At 63.3% G+C, this 20,029-nt stretch carries 16 protein-coding genes; 10 read left to right on the forward strand and 6 right to left on the reverse strand.

Going from position 1 to position 20,029, the window contains the following annotated elements:
• Window positions 1-44: 44 nt before the first annotated feature.
• Window positions 45-806 (reverse strand): CPBP family intramembrane glutamic endopeptidase, encoded by a 762-nt coding sequence (locus QMG83_RS04470; RefSeq protein ID WP_283504530.1) that lies wholly within the window; start codon window positions 804-806, stop codon window positions 45-47.
• A gap of 20 nt (window positions 807-826) precedes the next feature.
• A complete protein-coding gene (locus QMG83_RS04475) occupies window positions 827-1,147 on the reverse strand; it encodes a thiol-disulfide oxidoreductase DCC family protein (protein WP_502948995.1) in 321 nt (106 codons plus the stop codon).
• A gap of 333 nt (window positions 1,148-1,480) precedes the next feature.
• On the opposite strand from QMG83_RS04475, the gene QMG83_RS04480 reads away from it, so the two are divergent.
• The 7 genes from QMG83_RS04480 (at window position 1,481) to QMG83_RS04510 (ending at window position 11,648) form a co-directional block, all read left to right on the forward strand.
• Entirely contained in the window at window positions 1,481-3,094 is a 1,614-nt protein-coding gene (locus tag QMG83_RS04480) for a peptide ABC transporter substrate-binding protein (RefSeq protein ID WP_283504134.1), read from the forward strand.
• Window positions 3,095-3,233: 139 nt separating this feature from the next.
• Window positions 3,234-4,163 (forward strand): ABC transporter permease, encoded by a 930-nt coding sequence (locus QMG83_RS04485; protein WP_283504135.1) that lies wholly within the window; start codon window positions 3,234-3,236, stop codon window positions 4,161-4,163.
• The gene (locus QMG83_RS04490) at window positions 4,153-5,115 is read left to right on the forward strand and encodes an ABC transporter permease (protein WP_283504136.1); all 963 of its coding nucleotides are present in this window, start codon (window positions 4,153-4,155) and stop codon (window positions 5,113-5,115) included. The genes QMG83_RS04485 and QMG83_RS04490 overlap by 11 nt, the downstream gene beginning before the upstream one ends.
• Complete coding sequence (locus QMG83_RS04495) at window positions 5,112-6,872, forward strand: dipeptide ABC transporter ATP-binding protein (RefSeq protein WP_283504137.1); 1,761 nt, start codon at window positions 5,112-5,114, stop codon at window positions 6,870-6,872. Before QMG83_RS04490 ends, QMG83_RS04495 begins: the two co-directional genes overlap by 4 nt.
• A gap of 262 nt (window positions 6,873-7,134) precedes the next feature.
• The gene (locus QMG83_RS04500; RefSeq protein ID WP_283504138.1) at window positions 7,135-8,940 is read left to right on the forward strand and encodes an ABC transporter family substrate-binding protein; all 1,806 of its coding nucleotides are present in this window, start codon (window positions 7,135-7,137) and stop codon (window positions 8,938-8,940) included.
• 105 nt (window positions 8,941-9,045) lie between these two features.
• Complete coding sequence (locus tag QMG83_RS04505) at window positions 9,046-10,578, forward strand: ABC transporter permease (protein WP_283504139.1); 1,533 nt, start codon at window positions 9,046-9,048, stop codon at window positions 10,576-10,578.
• Entirely contained in the window at window positions 10,578-11,648 is a 1,071-nt protein-coding gene (locus tag QMG83_RS04510; protein WP_283504140.1) for an ABC transporter permease, read from the forward strand. Before QMG83_RS04505 ends, QMG83_RS04510 begins: the two co-directional genes overlap by 1 nt.
• 8 nt (window positions 11,649-11,656) lie before the next feature.
• On the opposite strand, the gene QMG83_RS04515 is transcribed toward QMG83_RS04510, so the two are convergent.
• Window positions 11,657-12,256: a PH domain-containing protein gene (locus QMG83_RS04515; RefSeq protein ID WP_283504141.1), complete on the reverse strand. Its 600-nt coding sequence runs from the start codon at window positions 12,254-12,256 to the stop codon at window positions 11,657-11,659.
• Window positions 12,257-12,306: 50 nt separating this feature from the next.
• On the opposite strand from QMG83_RS04515, the gene QMG83_RS04520 reads away from it, so the two are divergent.
• From QMG83_RS04520 to QMG83_RS04530, 3 genes are all read left to right on the forward strand, one after another.
• Window positions 12,307-14,007: a dipeptide ABC transporter ATP-binding protein gene (locus QMG83_RS04520; protein WP_283504142.1), complete on the forward strand. Its 1,701-nt coding sequence runs from the start codon at window positions 12,307-12,309 to the stop codon at window positions 14,005-14,007.
• A gap of 12 nt (window positions 14,008-14,019) precedes the next feature.
• Window positions 14,020-15,939 (forward strand): translational GTPase TypA, encoded by a 1,920-nt coding sequence (gene typA, locus QMG83_RS04525; protein WP_283504143.1) that lies wholly within the window; start codon window positions 14,020-14,022, stop codon window positions 15,937-15,939.
• Window positions 15,940-16,051: 112 nt separating this feature from the next.
• Window positions 16,052-16,498 carry a hypothetical protein gene (locus QMG83_RS04530; protein ID WP_283504144.1) on the forward strand — a complete coding sequence of 149 codons (447 nt, stop codon included), beginning with the start codon at window positions 16,052-16,054 and terminating at the stop codon, window positions 16,496-16,498.
• 19 nt (window positions 16,499-16,517) lie between these two features.
• On the opposite strand, the gene efeB is transcribed toward QMG83_RS04530, so the two are convergent.
• From efeB to efeU, 3 genes are read right to left on the reverse strand one after another with little or no spacing between them, the layout of a single operon-like run.
• Entirely contained in the window at window positions 16,518-17,810 is a 1,293-nt protein-coding gene (efeB, locus tag QMG83_RS04535; protein WP_283504145.1) for an iron uptake transporter deferrochelatase/peroxidase subunit, read from the reverse strand.
• On the reverse strand, window positions 17,807-19,021 hold the full coding sequence (gene efeO, locus QMG83_RS04540) for an iron uptake system protein EfeO (protein ID WP_283504146.1): 1,215 nt from the start codon (window positions 19,019-19,021) through the stop codon (window positions 17,807-17,809). Before efeO ends, efeB begins: the two co-directional genes overlap by 4 nt.
• Window positions 19,022-19,069: 48 nt before the next feature.
• Window positions 19,070-19,945, reverse strand: coding sequence for an iron uptake transporter permease EfeU (efeU, locus tag QMG83_RS04545; RefSeq protein ID WP_283504147.1), 876 nt, complete (start codon window positions 19,943-19,945; stop codon window positions 19,070-19,072).
• Window positions 19,946-20,029: the final 84 nt, after the last annotated feature.

Here is a 20,029-nt window from a genome sequence, read left to right on the forward strand (position 1 = left end):
TCGGACCCTCACATTTGCCGCAGCTCGCCGCGTGACGCCACGGCTCAAGCCGATGGCAGCCCGAACAGCGCGGGGAACGTGGCGGCCGCCCACGGGTAGCCCACGAAAATTACGGTGTCGATGATTGTGTGGGCGATCACCAGCGGCAGCACCCGCCCATAGCGGCTGTAGAGCCAGCCGAAGAGCAGGCCCATGAGCACGTTGCCGACGAAGGCACCGAAGCCCTGATACAGGTGGTACGTGCCTCGCAGCAGCGCGGCGCCGATGATGATCTGCCAGCGGCCCCAACCAAGATCACGAAGTCGCGCAAACAGGTAGCCGATGACGATGACCTCTTCGGTGACGCCGGCGCTGACGGCGCGCAGGATGAGCACCGGAACCGTCCACCAGTAGGTGTCGAGGGCCGAGGGGTTCACCGCGGTGTTCAGGTTCAGCGCCACACTGCCGAGGTAGACGACAATGCCGCCCGCGCCGATCACGAGCGCGAGCCCCGCTCCGGTCAGGGCATCCCGGCCCGGGCGGGTGAAGTCGATCCCGAGCCTGCCCAGATGCGGCCGTGACGTTTGCCACAACAGGAAGGCAACCAGAGCCACGGGCACGAGGTCGAAGAAGACAGCCATCAGCTGATAGATCAGATCGAAGACCTCCCTGTCGCTGAGCGAATTGTTGAGGGAGGTTGTCTGCTGCGAGAGGGTCTGTTCCCGCGTGAGTTTGTTCGCGAGTGACACAACCGAATACGCGGCGGATGCCCCGAGCGACAGCCCGAGCACGATACCAATCTCGACGCCGAGCCTGCGCCGCGACATCCCCCCGGCAGTGGGGCCGGTCACGCGGTTGGTGGCATCGCGCACGCCGGGGTTCCGCCGGGAAGGCGGTGCCGGTTTTTCGCCACTGCCGAATACGCAACAGCGGCGATCCACGAGATCGGCGGCGTCGCGATGAGGTTGCCCGCAAAGCGAAGGGCGAAGCTCGGCTGCATGCGAAGCAGGGCGGAGAATGCGAGGTGGCCCGCGTACTGGTGGCCGGATGTCACCAGCCACGCGTACTCGGTGACGTCGTCGCGAGTGAGCCCGAGTGAGTCCAGGTCGAGCCACTGCCACGGGGTGGTGGCCGGAAATTTCGGAAGCAATTTTTCCAGCCGGTTCACCCACGTTGTGCAAAAGGCACAATCGCCGTCAAACACCAAGAGCGGCAGTATGGAAGGTTCCGACAATGGAGCGTTGCTCATTGTTCGATCGTACGCCGATCAGCGCGCGCATTCGCGGCATGCACTGGAGTGAGACGCAATATTCGTGCGTTTGAAGTCGGTGACGCGCAGGTTTTCGCCGGGGCACCATGAAATTTCATCGCGAAGTCACCGGGTCGTAACGTTTCCGTCTACAGTTTTGAGAAGTGTGTTGTCCCGAATTAGGGTGGCAACACTATGCGCGTCGTGGCGCACAATGCCGCGTCGTTCGCTCATCTTTCACCAGGAGGAAAATTGAGAACCATCAAGATCGGCTCAGCATTGGGAGGCCTGGTACTTACCACGGCACTCGTGCTCACGGGCTGCGCAACTGACAGTGGAGGCACCACCGGCGGCGGAGATTCGTCCGCGGTGATCACCGTCAACGGATCTGAACCACAGAACCCGTTGGTTCCCACCAACACGAACGAGACCGGCGGCGGCAAGATCCTTGACGCCATCTTCGCGGGCCTCGTTTACTACGACGCCGAAGGTGCACCGCACAACGACGTCGCCGAGTCGATCGAGACCGATGACTCGCAGAACTACACCATCACGCTCAAGGCTGACCAGAAGTTCAGCGACGGCACGCCGGTTACCTCCGCGTCGTTCGTTGACGCGTGGCAGTACGGTGCACTGCTCAGCAACGAGCAGTTGAGCAGCTACTTCTTCGAGTCAATCGAGGGCTTCAGCTACGACGAGGACAGCGAGCTCAGCGGACTGAAGATTGTCGACGACAACTCCTTCACCGTGAAGCTCAAGCAGCCTGAATCTGACTTCCCGCTGCGTCTCGGCTACTCCGCATTCTTCCCGCTGCCCGAGGGCGCACTGGATGACGCGGCAGCCTACGGCGAGAACCCGATCGGCAACGGGCCGTACATGCTCGATGGCGACAGCGCGTGGAAGCACGACGTCAGCCTGAAGGTCATTCCGAACCCGGAGTACAAGGGCGACCGCGTAGCGCAGAACGGTGGAGTCGACTTCATCTTCTACGCGACGCAGGATGCGGCGTACGCCGACCTGCAGGGTGGAAACCTCGACGTGCTCGACTCAGTCCCGGACAGCGCATTCGCGTCGTTCGAGGGTGAGTTCGGCGACCGCGCCATCAACCAGCCGGCAGCGATCTTCCAGTCGTTCACGATTCCGCAGGGCCTGCCTCACTTCTCGGGTGAAGAGGGCGAACTGCGCCGTGCAGCGATCTCGATGTCGTTCGACCGCCAGCAGATCACCGACGTGATCTTCGAGGGCACGCGCACACCGGCAACAGACTTCACGTCGCCGGTAATCGATGGCTACTCCGACAAGCTCGACGGTGCTGACGTTCTTCAGTACAACCCGGACGAAGCCGTCAAGCTGTGGGCCGCGGCCGACGCTATCTCCCCGTGGGACGGTAGCTTCCAGATTGGCTACAACGCCGATGGTGGTCACCAGGGCTGGGTCGATGCGATCACCAACTCCGTCAAGAACACCCTCGGCATCGAGGCGTCAGGTAACCCATACCCGACGTTTGCCGCGTTCCGCACCGATGTGACCGACCGCACGATCACGACCGCGTTCCGTACCGGATGGCAGGCCGACTACCCGGCCCTGTACAACTTCCTCGGACCGATCTATGCAACAAGTGCTGGTTCCAACGACGGTGACTACTCGAGTTCAGAGTTCGACGCGCTCCTGAAGGAAGGCGCGGGCGAGCCCGACATCGATAAGGCCAACGCGATCTTCCAGAAGGCACAGGAAGTTCTGCTGAAGGATCTGCCGGCCATCCCGATGTGGTACTCGAACGTCTCTGGTGCCTATGGCGCTGACGTGGAGAACGTGAAGTTCGGCTGGAACTCAGTGCCGATCTACAACGAGATCACCAAGCAGTAATCTGCACGGCCGGGGTTCGCTCCGGCACCCTGGGGCGGCGACGAACTGTCGCCGCCCCAGGCATGCTCACCCCTTGGCAATTCAAAGGAGAATCCTGTGTCACTGCCGCGAATAACAGCTGAGGAAAAAGTCTAGACAGATGCTCTGGTACATCCTTCGCCGCGTACTCCAGGTCATCCCGGTGTTCCTCGGCGCAACTCTCCTGATCTACTTCATGGTCTTCGCGCTTCCGGGCGATCCCATTGCCGCGCTCGGCGGTGACCGAGGTCTCAACCCCGCGGTGGCCGACGCGATCCGCGCCCGCTACCACCTCGATCAGCCCTTCTTCATCCAGTACCTCTACTACCTTCAGGGCATCTTCACCGGCGACCTGGGCACGACCTTCTCGGGGCAGAAGGTGTCTGACATCCTCGGGCGCACGCTCCCTGTCACCTTCCGACTGGCAGTCATGGCGATCATCATCGAGGCGATCGTCGGCATCCTCATCGGACTGGTCGCGGGGCTGCGCAAGAACGGCGTATTCGACACCGTCTCGCTCCTGCTGTCGCTGGTGCTGATCTCCATGCCCATCTTCGTGCTCGCGTTCCTGGCGCAGTTCGTCTTCGGCATCAAGCTCGGCTGGGCCCGTACCACCGTCAGTGGCGACGCCCCGCTCAATGAGTTGATCCTGCCGGCCTTCGTGCTCGCGTTCTTCGTCGTCGCCAATGTGATCCGCCTGACGCGCACGTCGGTCATCGAGAACCTCGACGCCGACTTCGTGCGCACCGCGACAGCGAAGGGCCTGAGCCGTCCGCGCATCATTCGCGTCCACGTGCTGCGCAACTCGCTCATCCCCGTCGTCACTCTCATCGGAACGGACTTCGGTCTGCTCATCGTCGGCGCGACCGTCACCGAGGGAATCTTCAACGTCCCCGGGGTGGGCAACACCCTCTTCAAGGCGATCATCCTCAGTGAAGCCCCGACCGTCGTGTCATTCGTCACGGTATTTGTGATCGTGTACCTGCTGTCCAATCTTCTCGTTGACGTCTTGTACGCCTTCCTCGATCCAAGGATCCGCTATGGAAAATAGCCCGAATTCCCCCAAGCCATTGAGCGACACCCATTTCGTCGCATCCATCGAAGAGACCCCGCTTCAGGCCACTGACAGCGTCGCCGAGGATTCCCGGCCCAGCAACCTCTACATCGATGCCTGGCGCGATGCCAGGCAACGACCCCTCTTCTGGATCTCGGGCGTCTTCATCCTGCTCGTGATCGTCGTCGCCGTCTTCCCCGGACTTTTCACTCAGATTGATCCACGGTCGTGCAGCCTCGAGTTCAGCAACCAGGGTCCATCGGCCGGCCACATTCTCGGCTACACGAAGCAGGGTTGCGACGTCTTCTCCCGGATCATTTTCGGTACGTCGACCTCTCTCACGGTCGGCATCCTGTCGACAGTGATTGTCACGGTCATCGGAGTCATTTTCGGTGCACTCGGCGGGTATTTCGGCCGCTGGGTAGACGCGATCTTGTCACGCATCGGTGACATCTTCTTCGCCATCCCTTACTTCCTCGCAGCGGTCGTCATCATGTCCGTCTTCGTTGACTACCGCAACGTGTTGGTGATCTCTCTCGCGATCGGGTTCTTCGCGTGGCCGGGTACTGCGCGAATTTTGCGTGGACAGGTGCTGTCTGTGAAGAATTCCGACTACGTCACCTCTGCGGTCGCACTCGGTGTCAGCCAGCTGCGGATCCTGTGGCGCCACGTGCTGCCGAACTCGATCGCCCCGGTCATCGTCATCACGACGATTGGGCTCGCCGGCGCGATCGTCGCTGAGGCCACCCTGTCATTCCTGGGCGTCGGCCTTCCGCCGTCGGTCATGTCCTGGGGCAACGACATCAGCGCGGCACAGCGCGACCTACGAAACAACCCCATGACCCTGGTGTGGCCGTCGATCGCGCTCACCAGCACGGTCCTGGCATTCGTCATCATGGGTGAAGTAATCAGAGACGCGCTCGACCCGAAAGCGAGGGCCCGCCGATGAGCCAGCCAACTCCCACTACGTCCCCTACCGACAAGCGCCGGATCGGTGCGCCCCTGCTCGAAATTCGGGACCTCCAGGTCTCGTTCGCCACCCAGGCTGGCATGGTGCCCGCCGTCAACGGGGTGAGCCTCACCCTGCTGCAGGGTGAAACGCTCGCCATCGTGGGGGAGTCGGGCTCCGGCAAGACCACGACCGCACTCTCCGTCATCAAGCTCCTCCCCGGTGCCGCAGAGATCACCGGCGGCAGCATCCTTTTCGACGGCGTCGACCTGACCAAGCTCTCGGAGAAGGAGCTGGAAAGTGTGCGCGGCAAGCAGATCGGGTTCGTGCCGCAAGACCCGATGTCGAACCTGAACCCGGTGTGGCGCATTGGCTTCCAGGTCGAAGAGACCCTCGTCGCCAACGGCAAGGCCCAGCGCGGGCGTGACGCGCGCGAAAAGGCCATCGCGGTGCTGGAATCCGCCGGTCTTGGCGATGCCGCGCAGCGGATGCGCCAGTATCCGCATCAGTTCTCCGGCGGCATGCGGCAGCGTGTGCTGATCGGAATCGGCCTGTCATCCACCCCAAAACTGCTGATTGCGGATGAGCCGACCTCCGCGCTCGACGTGACGGTTCAGCGCGTGATCCTCGATCACCTCGCCAAGCTCACGGCCGAGAGTGGAACGTCTGTGCTGTTCATCACCCATGACCTGGGGTTGGCGGCCGAACGCGCCCAGAAACTCGTCGTGATGTACAAGGGCCGCGTCGTGGAGGCCGGGCCGTCGGTCGAGTTGCTGCAGAATCCGCAGCATCCCTACACGAAACGGCTCGTCGCAGCCGCGCCGAGTTTGGCGTCGCACCGGCTTCAGGGCAGCGCGAGTTCGATCGCGGCTCGCGATCAGCGCGACGCCGAAAGCGCCGATGTAGATCTGGCTCGCACCGCCGAGGAGCGTGCGGCGCATGCAGCGAGTGCCCTGGCCGCCCCACCCGCTGTGCAGGTGGAGAATCTCACCAAGGTATTCAGGATCAGCTCCGGCAAGCTCAGGAGCGAGCCGTTCACCGCCGTCGACTCTGTGTCGTTCTCCATCGCCAAAGGCACAACCACCGCTCTGGTGGGGGAGTCGGGCTCGGGCAAATCGACCGTCGCGCGACTCGTGCTCAAGCTCGACGAGCCGACATCAGGGCGCATCGTTGTTGATGGCCGTGACCTCTCGACCACACGCGGCAAAGATTTGCTCGCGCTTCGTCGACGCATGCAACCGGTGTTCCAGGACCCGTTCGGATCTCTCGACCCGTTGTACAACATCGGCGCGACGATCGCCGAACCGCTCGTGGCGCATCGCGTCGGAAACGCTCGCGAACAGCAGGCCCGTGTTCTGGAACTGCTCGACCAGGTTTCCCTGCCGAAGAAGCTCGTAGACCGGTACCCCAACGAACTGTCGGGTGGGCAACGGCAGCGTGTGGCCATCGCGCGAGCGCTGGCGCTCAAGCCCGACATCGTCGTGCTCGACGAGGCAGTGTCGGCGCTCGATGTGCTGGTTCAGGCCCAGATCCTCGCCCTGCTGGGCGAGCTGCAGTCAGAACTCGACCTGACCTATCTATTCATCACTCACGACCTCGCGGTGGTGCGGCTCATCGCCGACAACGTGTGCGTGATGCGCAAGGGCAGGATTGTCGAAGCGGCCTCCACGAGCGAGGTATTTGACAACCCGAAGGAACAGTACACACAGGAGCTGCTCGCAGCGATCCCCGGAGCGGGAATCACTCTGGGCGCGTAGTTCGTCGGCAGCTGAACTGCTTATCTCCTCGGACGAGACATCAGCGCGGGATGCGCCGCCGACGCAATAATCGTGCGTTTGATGCCGGTTTTGTGCACCGTACTGTCGATTTTTCGAGAAACTCTCGCTGTTCGTTACCGGTGTGTAACGTTTCGCGCGCGCCATGTCGGGCACGGTCTACCCCCGTTTAGGGTGTGAAGATCAGGCGCAACGCTGCGCTGAATCTTGGCGCGGCGTTCGCTCATCTTGCACAGGAGGAAAATTGAGAATCAGACGATTCGCAGTAGCAGCTGCCACAGTCGCCGTCGGTGCTCTCGTCCTCTCCGGCTGCTCAGCTCCGCAGTCAGAGATCGTCGAAGGATCATCGTTGTCGGTGGCGTGGAATCAGCCGTTCTACTCATACAACGGTGAGACGTCATTCGGAAACGCGACGGCGAACAACAACATCACCTACGCGACCAACGCGCAGTTCAATTTCTACGACGACACCCCTGCTCTCGTCGACGACACCTCGTTCGGATCGTACGAGATGGTGTCGGAAGATCCTCTGGTCGTGAAGTACACGATCGCCGACGGCGTCAAGTGGTCTGACGGCACCGCCGTCGACGCTGCCGACCTGCTGCTCAAATGGGTGTCGCTGTCAGGGGCCGAGAACACCCCAGACTTCGACGCGACCGAATTCACCGATCCTGACACCGGTGCGTTCACCCCTGACTTTCCGACCGATGTCGTCTACTTCGACTCAGGCGCGGACCCAACGACCGGTCCTGGACTGGTAAGCCAACTGCCCGAGGTGAGCGACGACAAGAAGTCGATCACCATGACCTGGGATGCTCCGTTCGTCGACTGGGACCTCCAGTTCACCAACGTTGGCCTCCCCGCGCACGTTGTGGCCGCGAACGCTCTGGGAATCGACGACCCGCAGAAGGCGAAAGACGCACTCATCAAGGCGATCACAGACAGCGACACCGCGTCGATGGCGAAGATCGCGAACTTCTGGAACACCGGGTTCAACTTCACCGAGATGCCGTCAGACACGAGTTTGGTGGTCAGCAACGGTCCGTACACGATCACCGACTTCGTGGCAGATCAGTACATCACCCTGACGGCCAACGAGAACTACGTCGGCGATCACAAGCCAGAGGTCGCCGAGGTCACGGTCAGATTCATTACTGACCCGCTCGCAGCAGTTCAGGCGCTTCAGAATGGTGAAGTTCAGGTCATCTCGCCCCAGGCGACGGCTGACGTTGCCGATGCGCTTGCCGCGCTCGACGTGACCGTCGTCGGCGGCTACGAGGGCACCTACGAGCACATCGACCTGCAGTTCGACCAGTCCAAGAGCGGACACTTCAACAACCCCCTCATCCGTGAGGCGTTCATGAAGATCATTCCGCGGCAGGAAATCGTCGACAAGCTCATCGTGCCGATCCAGCCGGATGCCACCACTCGTGACTCGCAGGTGTTCCTGCCCGGCGCGGAAGGCTACGACGACTCGGTCGCCTCGAACGGCTCCGCCAACTACGCCGACGTCGACATTGCCGGCGCCACCGCGCTGCTTGCCGAAGCTGGTGTCACCAACCCCGAGGTCTGCATGCTCTTCTCGTCGACGAACCCTCGTCGCGCGAACGAGTTCCTGCTCATCCAGCAGTCCGGTGCTCTCGCTGGCTTCAACGTCACAGACTGCTCGAGCCCTGACTGGGGCGGACTCCTCGGCACTCCTGGCAAGTACGACGCTTCGCTGTTCGGATGGCAGTCGACGAGCCTCGGCGTGACCAACGGCCCGCCGCCGAACTACAACTCGAAGGGCATCAACAACCTCAGCTTCTACAACAACCCAGAAATGGACAAGCTGACGGATGAGCTGGGCAAGGAGTTCGACCCCGCCAAGCAGATCGAGATCCAGATCGAGATCGACAAGCTGCTGTGGGATGACTTCTATGGGGTCACGATCTTCCAGTTCCCGGCGGTGACCGCATTCGACGAAACGAAGATCGCGAACATCTCCCCGTCGACGCTTTCGCCGACGATCTTCTGGAACATCTGGGAATGGAGCCCGGTCGGCGCCTAGTCGAGAGGTCTCGATTAGTCGCAACCGTTAGCTAGCGACGGGCGCTGGGGCCGAAAGGTCCCAGCGTCCGCCATTCCGGAAGATGCAGTAAGGCAGGTCACGTTCGTGGCAACATTCGTCATCAGGCGCCTCATCGCGTCGATCTTCATTCTTCTCGCAGCCACTTACCTCATGTACATCCTGACGGCGTTGTCAGGTGACCCTCTTGAGGATCTGCGAACCAGCACCGCCCCCAACAAGGCACAGCTCATCGAGTCCCGTACGCGATTGCTGAATCTCGATGTTCCCCCGTTCCTGAGGTACTTCATCTGGCTCGCGGGCGTGGGCAAATGCTTCATCGGCCAGTGCGACCTGGGCGTGACTGTACAAAACCAGCCGGTGACCATCCTGCTGGCGCAAGCCGCGGGGTCCACCCTCCAACTGGTCACCATCGCGAGCCTCGTCGCCATCATTCTGGGCATCACGGTGGGTATCACCACGGCGCTTCGCCAATACAGCGGTTACGACTACGGCGTGACCTTCATCTCTTTTCTCTTCTTCTCGCTGCCGATCTTCTGGGTCGCTGTACTGCTGAAGCAGTACATCGCCATCGGCTTCAACGACTTTCTCGCTGATCCGAAGATCGAATACTGGATCATCCCGATAATCGCCGTCGTCTCCGGTTTGATCTGGATGTCGATCATTCCGCGAAAGGGCCTGCAGAAGCTGCTGACCTTCGGGATCGCGGCCGTCGCGACGGCAGGAATCCTGTTCTACCTGGACCTGAGCGACTGGTTCTCGACGCCTCACATCGGGATCGTGGGGATCATCATTTCGTCGATAGCCGTCGCCTTCGGTGTCACGGTGATCTCGACGGGGCTCAAGCGTCGCAGGGCGCTCTACGCAGCCCTCACCGTGGCTGGCGTCGGGATCGCCATCTACTACCCGTTCCTTTACGGCTTCTCCCTCAGCCTCGAAGCGTGGAGCCTCGCGCTGCTGGCGCTCGTCACCATCGGCGTGAGCTTCGCCATCGGCTGGTTCTGGGGCGGTGCAGACCGACTGCCCGTGGCCAGGACTGCCGCCATCACAGGATTCCTGGTGGCCGGGCTGATCGCGCTCGACAGGTTCATGTTCGTCTGGAACCAGTACGCAAACTCCGGCCGCATCAAGGGCCGGCCGATTGCCACGGTCGGATCAGCAACTCCCGGACTCGAAGGGTCGCTCTGGGTGCACGGCGTCGACCTCTTCACGCACCTGCTGCTGCCGACGATCGCACTGATCCTGATCTCGTTCGCGAGCTACACGCGATACTCCCGGGCAAGCCTGCTGGAGGTGATGAACCAGGACTACATCCGCACCGCCCGCGCCAAGGGACTCACCGAACGCACAGTCGTGGTGCGTCACGCCTTCCGCAACGCGCTCATCCCGATCGCCACCATCGTCGCCTTCGACATCGGCGGCATCATCGGCGGGGCTGTGATCACAGAGAGGGTGTTCGGTTTCGTCGGCATGGGGCAGCTGTTCCAGAACGGACTCGACCACGTCGATCCGAACCCGGTCATGGCCTTCTTCCTGGTAACCGGTGGGCTCGCCATCCTCTTCAACCTGCTCGCTGACCTCGTGTACGCGGGTCTTGATCCACGAATCCGGGTGTCCTGATGACCAACCTCGAACCCCCAGTGCAACAGCCTGGCCACCACGCGCCCGGCGGCACCGACGATGAATCCTCGATCGAAATCAAGGACATTGCCGGACTCAGCCAGGGTCAGATCGTTCGCAAGCGGTTCTTCCGCCATCGTGGTGCTCTTATCGCGATGTTCGCCCTCCTGTTCATCATCGTGCTGGCATTCACCTCGGTGGGCCCACAGTTCGGTAGTTTCAAGCCGGGTGGATGGTGGCCGTTCACGTGGAACGTCGCGGGCGCGATCGAGAACGGGGGCCGTCCAACGCTCACGGTTTTTCCCCTGTCTTTCGGTAATCACCCGTTCGGGCAGGATCAGGTCGGTCGCGATATCTTCGCCGTCGTGATGCGAGGCACTCAGCAATCACTCATGATCATGGTCATCGTGGGGAGCATCGCCACGATCATCGGCACCGTCGTCGGAGCCGTCTCCGGCTTCTATCGCGGCATCACCGACGCCGTGCTGATGCGCTTCACCGACATCATCATCACGATCCCCGTCATCGTCATTGGTGCAGTTCTCGGACGCCGGTTCGGCTTCGCCGGTGCACCGGTGCTCGCGCTGATCCTGGGCCTCGTGCTCTGGACCGGACTCGCCCGGCTCGTGCGCGGCGAGTTCCTGACGCTGCGAGAGCGTGAGTTCGTCGATGCCGCCCGCGTGGCCGGCGCTCGCGATGCGCGAATCATCTTCCGCCACATCCTGCCCAACGCCATCGGCGTGATCATCGTAAACTCGACGCTGCTCATGGCGGCCGCGATCCTGATCGAGACCGGGCTGAGCTTCCTCGGCTACGGGGTGCAGGCGCCAGACACCTCGCTCGGCAAGATCATCAGCGAGAACCAGGCGGCGTTCTCGACCCGGCCCTGGCTGTTCTGGTGGCCTGGCCTGTTCATCATCGCGATCGCGCTGTGCATCAACTTCATCGGCGACGGTCTGCGCGATGCCTTCGATCCACGCCAGAAGCGCATGCCCACGGGCGGAGCGCTGGCGAAGGCGAAGCGTGCCGGCCAGCCCGTCGCCGGCTCGCAGAAGGCGGGCGACAAGTGATGCGCTCGCTAGAGCGCGATGCCCAGAACGGTCGCGACAGCCAGCACGCCGAGCACGACGATCGTCACCCAATGGATGTCGCGGCGCACGCTCCCGGCTTCGTAGCCCGCGTCAAGCAGCCCGTCGTCGCGCAACTCGTCCCAGTGGCGGCGGATCACGAAGGCCGCGGCACCGCTCCCCGTGGAGAGAAGGTCGCCGGGGCGAACGGCGCCCATTCCGTTGGAGGCGAGCCGGGCATCCGATGCCGCAGCATTGTGCGCGGCGTAGCGATTCGGCGCGGGACTCGCCCAGACGGCCACCTTGCCGGCGCTCGTATAGAGCGTGAGCGCGTACTTCGTGTCGATGCGCTGGATTGCCGGCCACGGCACAGTGATGGTGCTGAAGACGTTGCGAACCGTGATCGCGTGTTCGGCGACATGCAGGCTGGGTCGCCAGAACAGCGCGTCCACCACGGCGATCAGCAGCAGCAGGCCCCATCCATACCGCAGCAGCGCCTCTGCATCACCGGCGACGATGAAACCGACGATGCCCAGACCGGCGATGAGCTCCACAACCACACCAAGAATTCGACCGAAGACGGGGCGGAAGGTGGTGGGGGCGAAACGCATTGCCCCAGCTTCGCAGATCGCACGTTCGCACCAGCAGGGAAGGTCAGCTGATGGCCACGACAACACCGACCACAGACACGGCCGAAACTGTGCTGGAGGTCACTGGGCTCGGGGTCGACTTCTGGGTCGACGGAACCTTCTATCCCGCCGCCATCGACCTGAACTACTCGGTCAAACGCGGTGAGGTGCTCGCCATCGTCGGCGAATCGGGGTCAGGAAAGAGCTCGAGCTCCATGGCTCTGCTCGGCCTGCTGCCCGCCAACGCGATGGTGACCGGCTCGATCAAGCTGCTCGGCACCGAGCTGCAGGGCATTCCCGAACGCGAGCTCATGAAGGTGCGGGGCAACCAGATCGCCGTGATCTTCCAAGAGCCGATGACCGCACTCAACCCGGTCTACACGATCGGTTTTCAGATCATGGAAGCGCTGCGCTCCCATTTCGATCTCACCCCCAGCGAGGCGAAAAGGCGCGCGATCGATCTGCTCGACAAGGTCGAGATGCCGGATCCTGCCAACGCGTTCAACAAATATCCCCACCAGCTCTCGGGCGGACAACGCCAGCGCGCGATGATCGCCCAGTCGATCTCCTGCGACCCGGTGCTGCTCATCGCTGACGAGCCCACCACCGCCCTCGACGTGACGGTTCAGGCGGAGATCCTGGATCTGCTGCGCAGCCTGCACAAGCGGCTCGACAGTGCGATCATCCTGATCACTCACGACATGGGTGTTGTGGCCGACCTCGCCGACCACATCATGGTGATGAAGGATGGCCTCGCCGTCGAAACCGGCACCGTCATCGATGTATTCACGAAGCCGACCGCCGACTACACGAAGTCGCTGCTCGCGGCGGTGCCGCACCTGGGCGCGGCCACACTCGAGACGTCGCTGCGCGTGACCACCGCTCGCACCGACACCCGCGAGGCCGTGCTGTCGTTCGAGAACGTGTCGATCGAGTACCCCAAACGCGGACGGGTGCCGGCGTTCCGTGCGGCGGAGAACATCAACCTTGACGTGTTTCCCGGCGAGATCGTGGGACTGGTGGGGGAGTCGGGTTCGGGCAAGACCACCCTGGGTCGGGCATCCGTCGGCCTGCTGCCGATCTCTCAGGGCACGTTGACCGTCGTCGGACACGACATCTCGAACGCGAGCCAGAAAGATCTGCGACCGCTGCGCCAGAAGACCGGAATCGTCTTCCAGGACCCTGGGTCGAGCCTGAATCCCCGGATGCCCATAGGCCAGTCGATCGGCGAGCCGCTGCTGCTCGCCGGGCAGGCCAAGGGCAAAGCGCTCGACCTGCGGGTGGAGGAGCTGCTGAGTTCTGTCGAACTGCCGACCAGCTACCGCAACCGTTACCCGCACGAGTTGAGCGGTGGTCAGCGCCAGCGCGTTGGCATCGCGCGGGCGCTCGCACTGACCCCGCAACTGCTCGTCGCCGACGAGCCGACGAGCGCTCTGGATGTCTCAGTTCAGGCCCGATTCCTCGATCTTTTGCAGGAACTCCAGCAAAGACTTCAGTTCGCCTGCCTCTTCATCAGCCATGACCTGGCGGTGGTGGATATCCTCGCGCACAGGATTGCGGTCATGCATCGCGGTAGACTAGTTGAGCAGGGAACTCGAGACGAGATCCTGCGACACCCCAAAGACCCTTACACGCAGCGGCTTATCGCCGCCGTGCCGCTGCCAGATCCGCTTGCGCAGCGCGAGCGTCGCGAGACTCGCGCCGCCTCCAAGGCCTCTGACGACCAGAACTAGAAGGAATACGCTATGGCAATCGCCACACGCTCAGACCTGCGCAACGTGGCGATTGTCGCCCACGTTGACCACGGCAAGACAACCCTCGTTGACGCCATGCTCAGGCAGACCAACTCATTCGCCGAACACGCTCACCTTGAGGAGCGTGCGATGGACTCGAACGACCTCGAGCGTGAGAAGGGCATCACGATCCTCGCCAAGAACACGGCGATCTCGTACAAGGGCATCCACGCCGCGGCAAACGGCGACGGCGGACCGATCACGATCAACGTGATCGACACCCCGGGCCACGCCGACTTCGGTGGCGAGGTCGAGCGCGGTCTGTCCATGGTCGACGGCGTCGTGCTGCTGGTTGACGCCAGCGAGGGCCCGCTGCCACAGACGCGTTTCGTGCTGCGCAAGGCTCTTGAGGCCAAGCTCCCCGTCATCCTGCTCGTCAACAAGACCGACCGCCCCGATGCTCGCATCGACGAGGTCGTCACCGAGAGCCAGGATCTGCTCCTCGGCCTCGCGAGCGACATGCACGATGACTTCCCCGACATGGACCTCGACGCCGTTCTCGACGTTCCCGTCGTGTACGCCTCCGGCCGTAACGGTGCCGCGAGCTGGAACCGGCCCGAGAACGGTTCGCTGCCAGACAACGACGACCTCGAGCCGTTGTTCGACGCGATCATCAAGCACATCCCGGCACCCACCTACGATGACGCGCACCCCCTGCAGGCGCACGTCACCAACCTCGACGCCTCGCCGTTCCTCGGCCGCCTCGCCCTGCTGCGTGTCTTCAACGGCACGATCAAGAAGGGGCAGACCGTTGCCTGGGTCAAGCACGACGGCAGCGTGCACAACGTGCGCGTCACCGAGCTGCTGATCACGAAGGCGCTCGACCGTTTCCCGACCGAATCTGCGGGCCCCGGCGACATCGTCGCTGTCGCAGGCTTCGAGGACATCACCATCGGTGAAACCCTTGCAGACCCGGATGACGTTCGCCCGCTGCCGACCATCAAGGTCGACGACCCCGCCATCTCGATGACGATCGGAACCAACACCGGCCCGCTCATCGGCAAGGTCAAGGGCCACAAGCTGACCGCCCGTATGGTCAAGGATCGCCTCGACCGCGAGCTCGTCGGTAACGTCTCGATCAAGCTGGTCGACATCGGCCGCCCGGATGCCTGGGAGATCCAGGGACGTGGAGAGCTTGCTCTCGCCATCCTGGTCGAGCAGATGCGTCGCGAAGGTTACGAGCTGACCGTCGGCAAGCCACAGGTGGTCACGAAGCACATCGACGGCAAGCTCAACGAGCCCTTCGAGCACCTCACGATCGACTCGCCCGAAGAGCACCTCGGAGCTATCACCCAGCTGCTGGCCGCCCGCAAGGGTCGCATGATCACCATGACAAACCACGGCACCGGCTGGGTTCGCATGGAGTTCGTCGTGCCGTCGCGCGGGCTCATCGGATTCCGCACCGAGTTCCTCACGATCACCCGCGGAACCGGAATCGCCAACGCGATCTCGCACGGGTACGAGCCGTGGGCAGGCGCCATCGAGACCCGCACCAACGGCTCGATCGTCGCAGACCGCTCAGGTGTTGCCACTCCGTTCGCCATGACGGCCCTGCAGGAGCGCATGTCGTTCTTCGTCGAGCCGACCCAAGAGGTCTACGAGGGAATGGTTGTTGGTGAGAACTCGCGTGCAGATGACATGGACGTGAACATCACCAAGGAGAAGCAGCTCACCAACATGCGCCAGTCGACGTCTGACACGTTCGAGCGCATGACTCCTTCGCGCAAGCTGACCCTCGAAGAGTGCCTCGAGTTCGCTCGCGAAGACGAGTGCGTCGAGGTCACACCCGAGGTGATCCGCATCCGCAAGGTCGAGCTCGACTCGAACGCTCGCGCCCGTGCATACTCACAGCGCAAGAAGCAGAACGCCTAACAGCAACCAACCGGCCGCGCGTCGGGGGCGATCAGCCCTTGGCGCGCGGTTTGTGCATTTCCCGGAGAAGGTCGCCATTCCCTCCGCCGCCGCAACGCGCTACGCTGTGGCCGTGAAAGCTTCCCGCCTGAGGGTGCTCGTCGCCGTGACACTGGCTGTCACGATCACTCCCGCGCTCGCAGGGTGTGGCTTCAACCCGGTCGAGTCGATCATCGAGCAGGCGACCGGCGGAGACGTGGATATCGGCGGACCCTCGGTTCCCGAGAGCTTCCCGAGCGAGATTCCCCTCGTCGACGGCGAGGTGCAGTTCGGCGCGGGAATGTCATCCGACGACTCGCGGATCTGGAATGTCACCATCAAGACCAACAACGCTTCGGCCCTCGAGACCGTGAAGTCACAGTTGGCCGGGGCAGGATTCACGGAGGCCGACGGCGTCGGGGGTTCCACCGACGGCGGGTCTCTTGCCACGTTCACGAGCGACAAATACAACGTCGCCGTCGTCGTCACCACCAGCGATGGTGACACCATCGTGAACTACACGGTCACCTCGATCTCGTAGCAGCTCCGGCGCGGCCGGATCAGCCGAAGAGGCTCGCCCCGACGTAGCTCCCGGATGCCGCACCCGGCGGTACAGCGAAAATGGCTGACCCGACATGCTTGATGTACTCGTTGAGCGCATCGCGGCTGAGATTCGACTGCACGTCGATGAACTGCTGGGGGGAGCGCTGGAATGAGATGAAGAAGAGCCCGGCATCCAATCGTCCGAGCTCGTCGTTGCCGTCGACGTAGTTGTAGCCGCGGCGCAGCAGCTGTGAGCCCTTGGTGACGGATGAGTGTGCGAGGCGGACGTGCGCGTCGGTGTCGATGAGCGGCTGGTCGGCGGCGCCTTTCGACTCGAAGTCGAGCTCCGAGAATTCGGATCCGCCAGACAGCGGTGCGCCCTCGCCCTTGTTGCGGCCGATGACCCGCTCCTGTTCGCCGAGCATGGTGCGATCCCAGGCCTCGATAATCATCCGGATCTTGCGGGTGACGAGGTAGCTTCCACCGGTGAGCCACGCGGCGTCGTCGTTTCCGACCCAGACCTGGTCGTTCACGGTGGTGGGGTCTTCGGCCTTGATGTTGGCCGTGCCGTCTTTGAACCCGAACAGGTTTCTTGGGGTGACCTGCGAGGTCGAGGTGGATGATGTGCGCCCGAACCCCAGCTGCGACCAGCGAATCGAGGCTCGGCCGAATGCGATGCGGCTCAGGTTGCGGATGGCGTGCACCGCCACCTGCGGATCGTCGGCGCAGGCCTGGATGCAGAGGTCGCCGCCCCCGGCGCCGGGAATCAGGGCGTCGCCGGAGAAGCGGGGGAGTTTGGCGAGCAGGGCCGGCTTCTGGCTGGCGATGCCGAAGCGGTCGACGCCGTCGTCCGTCGTGAAGAGTGTGGGGCCGAAGCCGAACGTGATGGTGAGGGCGCTCGCCGGCAGGTCGAGAGCTTCGCCGGTGTCGTCGGGAGGGGCCAGCGGGGAGCCGTTGACGGCCCCGGCCTCCGTGACATCCTGCCCCTGGGTCATGCGGGCGGCCGCGAACGACCAGTCCTTCAGCAACTCGATGAGCTCGTCGCGGCTCGTCGTCTCAGAGAGGTCGAACGCGGCGAAATGCAGCCTGTCCTGCGCGGCGGTGGTGATGCCCGCCTGATGGTCGCCGAAGAAGGGATAAGTGGTGATGACCCCGGCGGAATTCGCTGCACCGCCACCGGACATGACGGCGGCGGCGGATGCCCCACCGAGGGCGGCACCGGCGACGCCGGCCCCGGCCAGCCCGAACAGCCCGCGGCGAGAGAGCCCGGTTGCTGTGGGTTCAGGTTCGGCGGGGGTCTGGGTCGTCACTCGGCCACCCCGAGCACGATGTGCGTGAGGTTCGACAGCGGCTCGGCCAGGGCGTTCACCTGGTTTGACAGCGCCTTGCGTTCCGCAGCGGTCACGGTGTCGTAGCTGGTGAATCCTGACTCCAGGCTTCCGTAGGTGCCGAGCAGGGTCTTGAGCGCGGCGAATTCGGCCTCGATGTCGTCGACGAGAGCGCTGCTCTCGGCGCCCTTGCTCGAGGCGATGTCCTTCACGTTGCCGAAGGCGACCTCGGCGCCCTGCACGTTGCCGAAGAAGTCGTAGAGGTCTGAGTGAGACCACCAGTCCTCCTCGCCGGAGATCTTGCCGACGGCGACCTCGTCCAGAAGCGCAATGGCGCCATTGCTGATGTCGGCCAGGGTGACGGTGAAGTCGTCCGCGTTGACCAAATCGGACAGTTCCTGCACGTTCGCGACGAGCCCGTCAGCGATGTCCTGTCGCTCCTGCGGTGTCGATGGGGCCCAATCGAGCAGCGCGGATTCGCCGTCAGAGTTGAGGTCGCCGGCCTGAGGCGCCCAGAGGTCCTTCTCCATGCGGTGGAATCCGGTCCAGTCGAGGCCCTCGGCCGTGGCATCCACCTCCCGGTAGTCGATCTTGGGATCGAGGTCGCCGAACGCCTCGGCGGTGGGTTCGATGCGCTCGTACGAGACACGAGCGCTGGCGAAGAGTGAGCGCGCTGTCTCGTCGTCTCCCGCCGCGTAGGCAGTGGCGAACGCAGCGACCTGGGGCACCAGTTCGTCGACCTGCGACGTGATGTAGGCGATGTAGTTGGTGACGGCCTGCTCTTCGAGTGCCCGGTCGCTGGTGGAACCGGTGACGGTATCGCCGGTCACGGTGAACTCGGCGACCCCGATGGGAGCCCCGACACGCTCGAACTTGCAAGCCGTGTAGTAGGTGCCGGGCTCGAGCTGCGCGACGAACGAGGCCGTCTGGCCGGGGGTGATGTTCTCCTTCTCGCCGACGATGCGCAGCTTGTCTTCGGCGAAGATGTAGAACTCGTTGACGCCAGTGCCCGAGTTGGTGATCGAGAAGCTGATCGCCCCGGCCGCTGCCGTTGAGTCTGAGACGGCGCAGGTGTCGTCCGTGATGGCCACGGTGAGTGCGGTGGTCGACGCCGCGTTGTTGGGAACGCAGCCGGACAGCGCGAGAGCGAGTGTTGCGGCTCCGGCGACGCCGATGAGAAGTCGGTTGGGCATGGCAGTGCTCCTGGTCTGGGGTGTGCTCGTGCGAGGGGTGGGGGAGAGTCAGATGGGGTTGCTGGCAACGATCGGTGTCGTTGCGGTGTTGGCGACGGGCGCGTCTGTGGCGATGGCCGCGCGACCGCCTCCGACCCTGCGCAGGAACAGGGTGGTGATGACGATCAGGTACGCAAGCCAGGCGATGAACTGCAGCCACGTTGGCTCTGGCGTGAAGTTGAACAGGCCGCTGAGGATGGTGCCGTACCAGCTGGAGGGCGGGATGGCCGTGGCCAGGCTGAACGCGATCTGGCTGTGTCCGGCGACGACTCCGGCCTCCTGCAGGTCGCCGATGCCGTAGGAGAGAACGCCGGCGGCCACAAGGATGAGGAACAGCCCCGTCCAGGTGAAGAACTTCGAAAGGTTGATGCGCACGAGTCCGCGATAGATCAGGTAGGCGATGACGACCGAGACCAGAATGCCCACGATCGCGGAGACCGTGCCGACGACGGCGTTGGCGCCGGAGTTGACGCTGGCCCAGATGAACAGGGCCGTCTCGACCCCCTCACGACCCACACTCACGAAGCCGACCACGACGATGCCGAGCCCTGCGCCGGCGACGGCCGCATCCAGTTTCGACTGGAGTTCACCCTTGAGGCTGCGGGCGTGGCTTCCCATCCAGAAGATCATCCAGGTGACCAGAATGACGGCGAGGATCGACAGGGCGCCGCCGAGAATCTCCTGCCCCTGGAAGCTCAGGCCATACGGACCCCAGGTCAGGATGGCGCCGGTGGCCAGGGAGATCGCGATCGCAGCGCCGATGCCCATCCAGAGACGGGGGAGCACGTCACGTCGGCTGATCTTGATGAGATAGGCGACGAGGATGCCGACGATGAGGCCTGCTTCGAGGCCCTCGCGGAGGCCGATGAGGAAATTGGAGAGCACGAACAGCTTTCGGAAACTTAGGGTTGGTAAGGCTTACCTAACCGATAAAACGATACCCGGCTATGCCTATCCTGTCTAGTTGGA

The organism is Salinibacterium sp. G-O1 (genome assembly GCF_030063305.1).
GTDB lineage: Bacteria > Actinomycetota > Actinomycetes > Actinomycetales > Microbacteriaceae > Rhodoglobus.